This window comes from Dactylosporangium sp. McL0621, assembly GCF_049995355.1.
Classification (GTDB): Bacteria; Actinomycetota; Actinomycetes; order Mycobacteriales; family Micromonosporaceae; genus Dactylosporangium.
In genome coordinates, this window is record NZ_CP188259.1 from 12,665,522 (window position 1) to 12,677,194 (window position 11,673).

At 69.0% G+C, this 11,673-nt stretch carries 10 protein-coding genes; 4 read left to right on the top strand and 6 right to left on the bottom strand.

Annotated features, from left to right (window positions below; genetic code table 11):
- Positions 1-187 precede the first annotated feature (187 nt).
- The gene (locus ACPPVO_RS60165; RefSeq protein WP_426508957.1) at positions 188-877 is read right to left on the bottom strand and encodes a TetR family transcriptional regulator; all 690 of its coding nucleotides are present in this window, start codon (positions 875-877) and stop codon (positions 188-190) included.
- A gap of 61 nt (positions 878-938) precedes the next feature.
- On the opposite strand from ACPPVO_RS60165, the gene ACPPVO_RS60170 reads away from it, so the two are divergent.
- Positions 939-2,402, top strand: coding sequence for an MFS transporter (locus tag ACPPVO_RS60170; RefSeq protein ID WP_426508958.1), 1,464 nt, complete (start codon positions 939-941; stop codon positions 2,400-2,402).
- A 117-nt stretch (positions 2,403-2,519) separates the two neighbouring features.
- Here the strand turns inward: ACPPVO_RS60170 and ACPPVO_RS60175 are convergent, their stop codons facing one another.
- From ACPPVO_RS60175 to ACPPVO_RS60190, 4 genes are all read right to left on the bottom strand, one after another.
- Entirely contained in the window at positions 2,520-4,004 is a 1,485-nt protein-coding gene (locus ACPPVO_RS60175; protein ID WP_426508960.1) for a glycosyltransferase family 87 protein, read from the bottom strand.
- 4 nt (positions 4,005-4,008) lie between these two features.
- Positions 4,009-5,181, bottom strand: coding sequence for a glycosyltransferase 87 family protein (locus tag ACPPVO_RS60180; RefSeq protein WP_426508962.1), 1,173 nt, complete (start codon positions 5,179-5,181; stop codon positions 4,009-4,011).
- 118 nt (positions 5,182-5,299) lie between these two features.
- Positions 5,300-8,101: a transglycosylase domain-containing protein gene (locus tag ACPPVO_RS60185; protein WP_426508964.1), complete on the bottom strand. Its 2,802-nt coding sequence runs from the start codon at positions 8,099-8,101 to the stop codon at positions 5,300-5,302.
- A 133-nt stretch (positions 8,102-8,234) separates the two neighbouring features.
- Positions 8,235-8,654, bottom strand: coding sequence for a DUF5318 domain-containing protein (locus ACPPVO_RS60190; protein ID WP_426508966.1), 420 nt, complete (start codon positions 8,652-8,654; stop codon positions 8,235-8,237).
- 184 nt (positions 8,655-8,838) lie between these two features.
- Between ACPPVO_RS60190 and ACPPVO_RS60195 the strand changes: the two genes are divergently transcribed.
- Complete coding sequence (locus ACPPVO_RS60195) at positions 8,839-9,441, top strand: PadR family transcriptional regulator (protein WP_426508968.1); 603 nt, start codon at positions 8,839-8,841, stop codon at positions 9,439-9,441.
- 23 nt (positions 9,442-9,464) lie between these two features.
- On the top strand, positions 9,465-10,544 hold the full coding sequence (locus tag ACPPVO_RS60200; RefSeq protein ID WP_426514922.1) for an inositol-3-phosphate synthase: 1,080 nt from the start codon (positions 9,465-9,467) through the stop codon (positions 10,542-10,544).
- Between the two features lie 46 nt (positions 10,545-10,590).
- On the opposite strand, the gene ACPPVO_RS60205 is transcribed toward ACPPVO_RS60200, so the two are convergent.
- A complete protein-coding gene (locus ACPPVO_RS60205) occupies positions 10,591-11,076 on the bottom strand; it encodes a methylated-DNA--[protein]-cysteine S-methyltransferase (RefSeq protein WP_426508970.1) in 486 nt (161 codons plus the stop codon).
- Between the two features lie 83 nt (positions 11,077-11,159).
- On the opposite strand from ACPPVO_RS60205, the gene ACPPVO_RS60210 reads away from it, so the two are divergent.
- The gene (locus ACPPVO_RS60210) at positions 11,160-11,660 is read left to right on the top strand and encodes an NfeD family protein (protein WP_426508972.1); all 501 of its coding nucleotides are present in this window, start codon (positions 11,160-11,162) and stop codon (positions 11,658-11,660) included.
- The last annotated feature ends 13 nt before the right edge of the window (positions 11,661-11,673 follow it).

The window sequence follows — 11,673 nt, forward strand, 5'->3', positions numbered from 1 at the left end:
CGTGGCCGCATGCGGCCACGGCATCGCGGCTGATCCCCGGCCGGCGCTGCGTGGCTGATCCCTCGCCGGTGGACGTGACCAGTGCCAGTGGGATCGGGTGGTCGCCCGGGCCGGATGAGAGACCGCCGCGGATCCGGAAGCCCGATGGCGGCGCCTCTGAGAAGTGGAAGGGTCAGGGCCGGGATCCTCAGAGGCCGGAGCGCAGCAGGGCGAAGGCCTCATCCGCGTTGGCGACCGCGGACGGGTACACGGCATCGGCGCTCTCCCCCGCCAGCAGGCGGTTCGTGTTCTCCATGACCAGGGCGTTGCGCACGCCCGCGATCATCGACGCCGCGGCCCGGTGGCGGAAGTCCGGGCCCAGCTCGGCGGCCAGTTCGTTCGCCGACTCGGCGAGCATCGCCAGTGCGCGCTGGGTCAGGCTCGGCGTCGAGAAGATCAGCTGCAGTACGGCCAGGACGTTGGGCTTGTCGCACAGGCCGGTGTTCGGGTCGCGCCGCGCCAGGCCCTCCAGGAAGTGCCGGTGCAGCGCGTCCACCGGCGAGGAGCCCGGCGCCCGCGTGCGCACGATCAGGGCCGGCTCGCCGATGTGCTCCGACATCGGCCCCACGACCAGGTCTTCCTTGCTCGGGTAGTAGTTGAAGAAGGTCATTTTCGAGACGTCGGCCGCCGCCGCGATCTGGGCCACCGAAACGTTGTCGAACCCGTGCTCGACGAACAGCTCGATCGCCGCGTTCCACAGCGCCAACCGCGTCTGCGCCTTCTTGCGCTCCCGCAGCGTCTCCCGCAGCGGCGCGATCGCGGCCGCCCGCGCCGGGTCCGCGAGCACCTCACGCAGCAACTCACGCCGCCCGTCGGCGTGCCGGGGGTTCAGAGCCATGCCAACACTGTACCAGGATTAAACTTGTACCGAGTCTAAAGTTGTGCTTAGTCTATTGAGCATGACGAAGTACCAACGGCTAGTCGGCGTCCTGCTCTGCATGTTCACGATCGTGCTGGCGATCCTCGACCAGAACATCGTTTCGTCGGCGATCGTGCCGATCGTGCGCGACCTCGACCCGGTGCACGGCGTCGAGCACGTCGCCTGGCTGGTCGCGGCCTTCGCGCTGGCGTCCACCGTCGTCCTCCCGCTGTACGGCCGCCTCACCGACGCCTTCGGCGCCAAGCCCGTCTGGCTCTCGGCGATCGGCGTCTTCCTGCTCGGCTCGGTCCTCTGCGGCGCGGCCCAGAGCATGGGCCAGCTCATCGCGTTCCGCGCGGTCCAGGGCATCGGCGCCGGCGGCCTGATGAGCGTCACCATGGTGGTGCTCGCCAACCTGGCCGAGCCCGGCACCGACCGCGGCAAGAGCGCCGGCATCGGCGGCCTGTTCGCCGGGGTGGGCATGGCGATCGGACCGTTCATCGGCGGCCTCTTCGCCGACCACGGCAACTGGCGCGGCATCTTCTACATCAACGTCCCGCTCGGCCTGGTCGTGATCGCCGGCGGCCTGTTCGCGATCCGCATCCCCCGCGTCACCCGCCGCACCGACCTCGACCTGCCCGGCGCCGCGCTGGCGGGCGCGTTCGCGGCCGGCCTGCTGCTGATCTGCGAGTGGGGCGGTCAGCGGTACCCCTGGACGTCCCCGACCATCCTCGCGCTCATCGCGGCCACCCTCGTGAGCCTGGCGCTCTTCGGATGGCGGGAGTCGGTCGCGGCCCACCCCGTGCTCCCGCCGTCACTGCTGCGCGACCGCACCATCCGCGGCAGCTACGCGATCCAACTGCTCATCGGCGCGGCGATGATCGGGGCGATGGTGCACCTGATGCTGTACCTCCAGGTCGCCCGCGGTGTCAGCGCCTCCGACTCCGGCCTGTACCTCGCGTTCATGGCCCTGGGCCTGACCGCCTCCGGCATGGCGGCGGCCCGGCTGCGGCTCACCGTCCGCACCGCCCTGTTCCTCGGCACGGGCTCCGCGGCCGCCGCCCTGGGCGCGATCGTGCTGTTCGTGCACCTCGGCACGTCGCTGTGGGCGATCCGCGGCGCGCTCGTGCTGCTCGGCGTCGGCTTCGGCCAGCTCATCGGGCGCCTGATCACGGTCGTCCAGGACGCCGCACCCACCCACCAGCTCGGCGTGGCCACGACGGGCATCCGGTTCTTCCAGTCCCTGGGTACCGCGGTCGGCGCCGCGGCCCTCGGCTCCGTGCTCAGCCGGGTGTACGAAAGCCGGACCGGCACGCAGATGTCGACGGCCGCCATCGCCGCGCAACCGGGCGCCCTCGACGGCTTCGTGACCGGCATCGAGGTCGTCTTCGCGGTCGCCGGCGCGGTCGTCCTGCTGGCCCTGCTGGTGGTGGCCCGCCTGCACCCGGTTGAACGAGGCCGCGAGCCCGAGTCGATCAAGACGCTCGATCACGCAATATCGTGAAATGGCCGATAAGTCGCGCGAAGCGCCCGACTTATCGAAAAGAAACGGCCCGGCTCGAGCCGGTAAGGCATCGAGCCGGGCCGATCATGGATTCACGTGAAACGGACAGTCGGGCCGCTAACCCCTCGCCAGCGCCGGCGATGGTGGCGGTGGCGGCTCCAGCAGGACGTGTTCCTCCAGCGGATCCTCGTTGTAGCTGCCGCCGTCGGGGTCCTCGCCCTCGTACGTCTGGCGCACCACGTCATCCTCCGGCTTCCGGATGTCGTGGATGACGTAGCCGCACAGGATCGCGAGCGTCACCAGGCGCAGGATCGACGCCAGCACGAAGACGCCCTCAGGGAACACCTGGCGCCCGGACGCCCCCATGAGCTCCCCGTAGAAGGAGACGAAGTAGATGACCTCCGCCGCCTGCCAGGCCAGGAACGCACCCCATCGAGGCCGGGCGAGCACGGCGAGCGGGACCAGCCACAGCACGTACTGCTGCGACCACACCTTCCCCGTGATCAGGAACGCGGCCACGATCAGGAAAGCCAGCTGGGCCAGGCGCGGCTCCTTGGCCGACGTGAGCCCGAGGATGAGGATGCCCGCGCAGCAGATCAGGAACAGGCCGAGGTAGAGGATGTTGAGCGTCGCATGCTCGGGGTCCAGGTCGAGATTCTGGAAGAACGGGAAGCCGTACTGCCCGTTGCCCCTGGGGAAGTGCGCGCCGATGTACCACAGCGTGCCCCAGTCGATCCCGCGCAGCTGGTTGAACTGCCAGAACTTGGACCAGGCGTCGTAGAAGAAGATCGCCACCGGCAGGTTCACCACCAGCCAGGTGGCCACGCCGGTGCCCACGGCTATGAAGAAGTCTCTCCACTTGCCTGTTCGTATGCTCAGCACCAGTAGGGCGCCGAGTATCAGCACCGGATAGAGCTTCGCCGCGGTCGCGAGGCCGAGGAACACCCCGGCGAGGACCGGTTTTCGTTTGGCCCAGTAGGCCATTGCGACAGCGGTCAGCCCGACCGTGAAGAGGTCCCAGTTGACGGTCGCGGACACGAAGAGCGCGGGGGCGGCGGCCAACAGGGCCGCATCCCAGGGTCGGCGGCGGCGCACCGCCAGGGTCGCGACGACCGCCGCGATGCCGAAGGCGCCGAGCACGACCGCGTTGACGTCGTAGAACGTCTGGCCGTCGTTCTGCACGATGCCGCGCTCGTGCAGGTCGTGCACCGGCAGGCCGAGGACGCCCATGAAGGCGCCGGTCAGCACCGGGTACTCGACCTGGTGGTCGGCGTAGGGGACCTGGCCCTCGTTGAGGCCCTCGGCGTAGTACAGCGCGAGGACGTCGGTGTAGCAGAAGTACTTGTACTGCTTCATGTCCACCCACGCGGCGTCGCGGCAGGGGGACTTCTGCATCCAGTGGAAGCTCAGCATGGCGCAGATCAGCAGCAGGACTACGCGAGCGGGGGTCCAAAAGCGGCCACCGCTGCGAGACCGCACGGCGTGGTTGCCGATGGGGCCGCCGATCGACTCGGACAGGCCACCGATGAAGCGGTCGGAGTTGGCGGGCTCGTCGACTGGATGCTCGGGGCGCGCGGTTGGCTGGCCCGTACTCATCGGCATCGTGTCACCGTACCGTCGCCGGCTCGGAAGTCGATGCAAGGCCTGGCTCGACGCGGGCATCCTTCCGGATCGGCAGGGCAAAGAGGAGGGCGACCATCAGCAGCAGGTACCAATTCTTGATGATGAATCCCTGGATGCCGTGGCTCCAGGGGTCCAGCGGCAGCCCCTGCTCGAACCAGGAGACCAGGCCGAGGCCGACGGTGACCGCGATGACCACGGCGAGCCAGGCCCGCCGGACGGCCGCGGCGAGCACGATCAGCGCGGGCACGAACCAGTAGATGTGGTGCACCCAGGTGATCGGGCTGACCAGGCAGCCCACGATCCCGGTGATGGTCAGACCGACCACCTCGTCGCCGGCCAGCGCCGCCTTGCGCGCCCGCCACAGCCCGAACCCGAGCGCCGCCAGCACCAGGACCGCCCAGACCAGGCGGTTGGCGTCGTGGGGCGCGGAGAGCCGGGCGAGCATCCCGTAGAAGGACTGGTTGAAGGTGTACGCCGCGTTGCCGATCCCTTCGCCCTGCCACAACGCGTCCGTCCAGAAGTCGATCGAGCCCCTGGGCATGACGGCGAACGCCAGCAGGCTTGCGGCCGCGGCGCTCGCGATCGCCGTGAGCCCGGCTCGGTACCGGCGGCTGATCAGCAGGTACACGATGAAGATGGCCGGCGTCAGCTTGATCGCGGCGGCGAGCCCGATGAGCACCCCGGCCCAGCGGCTGTTGCGCGGCACGAGCACGAGCAGGTCGGCCAGGACCAGCACGACGAGCACCATGTTGATCTGGCCGAACGTGTAATTCTCACGGATCGGCTCGAGCGCGCTGATCACGACGAGCGCGAGGACGAACGCGAACAGCAGCTCCCAGCCCTTGCGCCGGGCCTCGGGGGCGACCAGCCAGTAGGTGGTGACCAGGGTCGCCGCGATCGTGATGATGCTGTAGAGCACCACGGCCCCGGTCCAGGGCAGTACCGCGAACGGCACCAGGACGAGCGCGCCGAACGGGGGATAGGTGAAGCCGAGCTGCCCCTGGGTGTCGTCGGGCTTGACGTAGTCGTAGAGCGGGTGGCCGTCGAGCCACCAGTTCACGGCCTGGCGGTAGATGCCGAGGTCGAACCAGTCGTGGCGGTTGCGGTACCAGATGTGGCCGTAGACGACCAGCGCCGCGAAGAGCCCGAGCAGCACCCACCGAACGACCCTGCGCGTGCCCGAGTCCAACGCATACCCCCACAAAAGAATGCGGCCACGGTCCCGGCGAACATACCGCCGGTGCCGTGGCCGCACACATCAGACCCTGCAGATGTCAGCGCCTTCGCGTCGTCTCGGTGGTCGGCACGGCGCCGCCGCCGTTCCCGCCGGCGCCCTGGCTCTGGCCGTTGCCCGGGTTGTTCGGGTCCTGCGTCTGCCCGCCGCCCGGGTTGTTCGGATCGACCACCGGTGCGCTCGGCTGCGGCGAGATGCCCGTGCCGACGTCCAGGCGGCCCGTGTTCGCCGGCGGCCGGAAGTTGACCTTGGGCGCCTTGATCTGGGTCAGCGCGTCGTTGAGGAAGTCGCGCCAGATCGGGCCCGGCAGCGAACCACCGATGATCGACTTGCCCGACGAGTCCTTGATCGGCTGCTCGTTGCCACTGTTGCCGACCCAGACCGCGACCGCGAGGTCGGGGGTCTTCTTCACCGGGTCGTAGGCGGCGTACCCGACCATCCAGGCGTGCGCGTTGCCGCTCTGGTTCTGGCCGTACTGCCAGGTGCCCGTCTTGCCGGCGATCTGGCGGCCGTCCTTCATCTTGAGGTTGTAGTGCTTCGGCACGCCCTGCAGCACCGTGTTGATGTCGTCGGACATGCCGTCGGTGAAGCCCGGGATCCGCTTCGGGTTGATGACCTCGTTGTAGGTCTTCTTCCCGTCGGTCCACACCTCCTTGAGGAAGTGCGTCTTGGCCGCGTAGCCGCGGGCGGCGATGGTCGCGATGCCGCCGGCGTGCTCGAGGACCGTGATCGGGTACTGCCCGAACGCGACCTCGGTGTTGAAGTTGTTCGGGAAGACGTCCTTGCCGGTCTTCTGGGTCAGGTCGATCTTCGTGGACTTGCCGTTGACCGTGGCCCACATGTCGGTGATGCCGGCCGCGCGGGCCGTGTCGATGACCTTGTCCGGGCCGACCTTCTCGGCGAGCGCGAAGAACGGCACGTTGAGCGACATCACGGTGACCTCTTCGAGGGTGCACCAGCTGCTGGCGCCCGACGCGCACTTCGGGTGCGAGACCGGGTTCTCACCGGCGTTCTTGACCGGGTTGCCGCTCTTGATCGACCGGCCGCTGTTGGGGAAGTCGCCGGGGGAGTTGCCGTCCCACATCGAGTCGATGCGATAGCCGGCCATCAGCCCGGTCGCGAGCGTGTACACCTTGAACGTCGAGCCCGGCGGGTGGCCGCCGCAGCAGCTGTCCTCGCCCGTGCCGAGCACCGGGTCGTTGTAGTAGCCGGCGTAGTCGTTGCCGCTGCCCTTGTCGCCGCCGTAGTACGCCTTCACCGCCCCGGTCCCCGGCTCGACCGCGACGAGCGCGGCCTGCAGGTTCTCGGGCTGCTTGTTCATGTTCGAGTCTTTGTTGCGGCTGGCCTCGCGCACCGCGATCGGCTGGATGTCCTTGTCGATCGTGGTCACGATCTTCATGCCGCCGTTGCGGATCTTGTCGAAGTTCTTCTTGCCGTCCGCGTCGGTGTCCTCGTAGAGCAGCTGCCCGGTGCGCGGGTCCTTGAGCTGCGAGACCTCGCCGAGCACGTGGTGGATGATCAGGCCCTCGGGCTTGTCGAGGTTCTGCGCCGCCACCGAGCGCTTGCGGGAGTCGGCCGGCGTGATGACGTTCTCCGGGAACTTCATCTTCGCCTCGGCTTCCTCCGCCTTGACGAAGTTGAGCTTGACCATCTGGCCCTTGATGTAGTTGAACCGGTCCTGCGCCTGGGCCTTGTCGATGTTCGGGTCGAAGGGCGAGCCCTTGCCGCTGCCCTCCGGGTTCTTGATCAGGCCGGCCAGCAGCATGGCCTCGCTCGTCTGCAGGTCCTTGGCGGGCTTGCCGAAGTAGGCCTGGGCGGCGGCCTCCACGCCGTAGGCGCCGCGGCCGAAGTAGACGACGTTGAGGTACATCGTCATGATCTCGTCCTTGGAGTACTGCTGGTTGAGCTTCAGCGCGATGACCGCCTCGCGGACCTTACGGGCGTAGGTGACGCCCTCGAGGTCGGCCCAGCGCCGCGCGTACTGCTGGCTGATCGTCGAGGCACCCTGCCGGTCGCCGCCGCTGACGTTGTTCCACGCCGCCCGCACGACGCCCTTGTAGTCCACGCCGTCGTTCGTGTAGAAGCTGTTGTCCTCGGCCGCGACCACCGCGTGCTGCATGTCGACCGGGATGTCCTTGAACGCCAGCACCGTGCGGTTCTCGCCGATGCGGCCCATCGGGGTCACGCCGTCGGAGTAGTAGATCGTCGTGGACTGGTCCAGGGAGATGTCGTCGGGCAGCGCGACCTGGTCGAAGTAGTACGTGCCGGCGACCATGCCGATGCCGGCGATCATGATGAACGCGGCGATCGAGGCGATGAGGATGTTGCGCCGGCGGCGCTTCTTGGCCTTGGCGGTGGTGCTGCGGCCGTCCTTGCCGCCGGCGCCGCCCTTGCCCGGGGGAAGGTCACCCGGGCCGCCCGGACCGCCGGGTCCGTCCATGAGGTCGCCGCCGAACGGGGCGCCGACCGAGGCCGAGCCGACGACGGCGCGCCCGACGGTGGCACGGCCCGCGGCACCCGGCACGGACGCCGCGCCCGTCACCGAGGCACGTCCGGTCGGGCCCTCGGGCGGCGAGACCCGGGCCGAGCCGACGCTCGCGGAGCCACCGACCCGCGCGGAGCCGACGCTCGCCGAACCCGTCGGGGGCGAGACCCGGGCCGAGCCGACGCCGGCGGAGCCGCCGACGCGGGCCGAGCCGGTGGGGCTGCCACCGACGCTCGCGCGCCCGACCTGCGCCCGGCCGGCCGGCGGGGCGGATGGGTTGGGGGAGGGTGGTTCCGGCTGGCTTCCAGGAACCTGCGCGCGGCCCGATTGGGGGTTGCTCGGGTCACCGTAGTTCATTCGTCCCACCTTGCCGGTTGCATCGTCGACGCATGCTCCGTCGCCGTCATGACTGTGAGGTGCACCACTCGCTGGTGCGACCGGAGCGGCGCGACCCCACACCCGTGACAACGCTTCGTCACGTGCAACAGGTTCACTCGACCGCCCCTTCGCGCATCCGCGAGGGAGAGTCGCCGCCGTCGGCCGCGAGGCCGTCCCGGCCCAGGAGGTACTGCTCGACGAGGTGGTTCCAGCCGCAGGCGCGGCATACCTCCACCACGTACACGTGGAACTCACTCAGCGTCATCGCGAGGATCGGCAGCTCGGCGAGCCGGCGCGCCTGCCCGGAGGACTGCCGCAACTCATCCCCGTAGATGTAGTGCACGAGGGTGAGGTTCTCATGACGGCAGACCGGGCACAGCTCGTCGGTCGGCTCGCCGTGAAATTTCGCTGCACTCTTCAGGTAAGGCGACGCGTCGCACACCTCGTAGGTGCCGACGCGCCCGGATTGCACCTCACGCAGCAGGGCGCGTCTTCTCAGAGAGAAGTCGACAACCTGACGCTGGGTACGCATGGGCCCGAGGGTACGCGGTCCCGCGCCGCACTGCGACTCCCGTCACCATCGGTAACGGTCCGATCGACGACCAGCGGTGTGTCCCAGCGCACTTGGTCGGATTTGTTGCGCCCGTCCGAATCCCGATCTACCGTTCGATGTATCGGCCCGATACATCGGGCGGGTTACGGGAAGGAGGCCGGGAGTGCTCGAATTGGCGATCCTGGGCCTTCTGCACGAATCTCCGATGCACGGGTACGAGCTGCGCAAGCAGCTGACGACCAAGCTGGGGGCCTTCCGGTTCGCGATCAGCTACGGCTCGCTGTACCCGACGCTGCGCCGGTTGCAGGCGGACGGCTGGATCACCGAGGGTGCTCCTCCGGCCGACGCCCCGGCCAACCCTGAAGACGTACCCCTGCTGACCGGCAAGCGGGGCCGCGTGGTCTACACGATCACCGCGGAGGGCAAGGAGCGCTTCCAGGAGCTGCTCAGCGCCGCCGGCCCCGAGACCTATGACAGTGAGGCCGGTTTCGGGGTGCACTTCGCGTTCTTCGCGCGCACCGACCCTGCTACCCGGCTGCGGATCCTCGAGGGCCGCCGCCGACGTGTGGAGGAGCGCCGTGAAGGCATGCGCGACGTGCTCGGCCGGGCCGCCGAGCGGCTCGACGCATACACGCTCGAGCTCCAGCGGCACGGCTTGGACGCGTGCGAGCGCGAGGTCCGCTGGCTAGAAGAGCTCATTGCGAACGAGCGCAATGGCACCACCCCTCAGCCGCCTTCGGCAGAAGATCCGGAGCGGTCATCGTGAACAACAAGAAGGAGGCATCCGCGATGGGCTCCGTCCGCGTTGCCATCGTCGGTGTCGGCAACTGTGCTTCGTCCCTGATCCAGGGCGTGGAGTACTACCGCAACGCCGACCCGAATGACCGAGTACCGGGTCTTATGCACGTCAAGTTCGGCGACTACCACGTCGGCGACGTGGAGTTCGTGGCGGCGTTCGACGTCGACGCGAAGAAGGTCGGCCAGGACCTGGCCGCCGCCATCGGTGCGAGCGAGAACAACACCATCCAGTTCTGCGACGTACCGCCGACCGGCGTGACCGTGCAGCGCGGCCCGACGCTCGACGGTATGGGGCAGTACTACCGCGAGATCATCGAGGAGTCCGACGAGCAGCCGGTCGACGTGGCCGCCGCCCTGCGCGAAGCGCGGGTCGACGTGGTCGTCTCGTACCTGCCGGTCGGCTCCGACGACGCGGACAAGTTCTACGCCCAGGCCGCGATCGACGCGGGCTGCGCCTTCGTCAACGCCCTGCCGGTCTTCATCGCCTCCGACCCGGCCTGGGCGAAGAAGTTCGAGGACGCCGGGCTGCCGATCGTCGGCGACGACATCAAGAGCCAGGTCGGTGCCACGATCGTGCACCGCGCGCTGGCCAAGCTGTTCGAGGACCGCGGGGTCGAGCTGCTGCGCACCTATCAGCTCAACTTCGGCGGCAACATGGACTTCATGAACATGCTGGAGCGCACCCGCCTGGTCTCGAAGAAGATCTCGAAGACCCAGTCGGTGACGTCCCAGATCCCGCACGAGATGGTGAAGTCCGACGTGCACATCGGCCCGTCCGACCACGTGCCGTGGCTGGACGACCGCAAGTGGGCGTACATCCGCCTCGAGGGCAAGTCCTTCGGCGACACCCCGCTCAACGCCGAGCTCAAGCTCGAGGTGTGGGACTCGCCGAACTCGGCCGGCGTCATCATCGACGCGCTGCGGGCCGCGAAGATCGCCAAGGACCGCGGTATCGGCGGCCCGATCCTGTCGGCGTCGAGCTACTTCATGAAGTCGCCGCCGGTGCAGTACAACGACCACGACGCGCACGAGTCGGTCGAGAAGTTCATCAAGGGCGAAGTCGAGCGCTGACCCGCCACGGAGAGGGCCGGCCCGCACGGGCCGGCCTTTTCGTCGTCTACAGGCCGAATTCGCGTTCGATGCGCACCCGCGCCTCGAGCTCGAGCAGAATCTTCTTGCGCCACACGCCGCCGCCGAAGCCGACCATCTTGCCGTCGGCGCCCACGACGCGATGGCAGGGAATGATGACCGGAATCGGATTCCGGTTGCAGGCGGTGCCGACGGCGCGGGCCGCGTCCGGATCGCCGACCGCGGCCGCGATCTGGCCGTACGTGCGCATCTCGCCGTACGGAATGGCGTAGAGCTGCCGCCAGACGGCGCGCTCGAAGTCCGAGCCCCCGCGCACCGACAGGGGCACCGCGAATGCGACCTCCTCCCCGGCGAAATAGCGCTTGAGTTCGTCGCGCGCGCGCTCGAGCACCTCGTCGGGCTCCGCGGCCGTCGCATTCTCCGGCAGCCCGCCGAAGCGCACCCGGCAGATTCCCGACTCGTCCACCGCCACGCCCAGCGCATCGATCGGCGCCTGCACCTCAACCCACCGCACGTCGTCAATTCTGCTCCTTTCGCCGGACGCTTCCGCTGGCGCGGTGGGGCTACCCTCCAGGTGTCCTGGAGGGGAGGGGACGGGTGGAGACGACGTTCCTGGTGATCGGCAGCGTGGGTGTGGTGATCCTCGCCCTGTCCGTGCTCATCGGCGACCTCTTCCACTTCGGCCATCCCGACGCGGCCGGCCCGTTCTCGGTGCCCGCCGTCGCCGGGTTCATCGGCGCCTTCGGCTTCGCCGGCGCCGCCGTCGGGGCGATCACCGGCGCCGACGGGCTGCTCCTGCCCGTCGCCGGCGGCGTCGTCGCCGCGGTGCCGACCGCCTGGCTCGCCACCCGCCTGGCCCGGCTCGCGCTCAACATGCGCACCGACGCCACCCCGACCCAGCGCGACATGATCGGCACCACCGGCGTTGTCGTCACGCCCATCACCGGCAGCGGCTTCGGCGAGGTCCGCATCTCCCTGGCCGGCCAGCCCCTCAAGGTCAGCGCCCGCGCCGACCGGCCCATCGCGCTCGGCGCCCGGGTCTTCGTGGTGGAGGCGACGAGCCCCACCAGCGTGATCGTGGAAGAAACCCCCCTCTAGACATTCCCCGGAA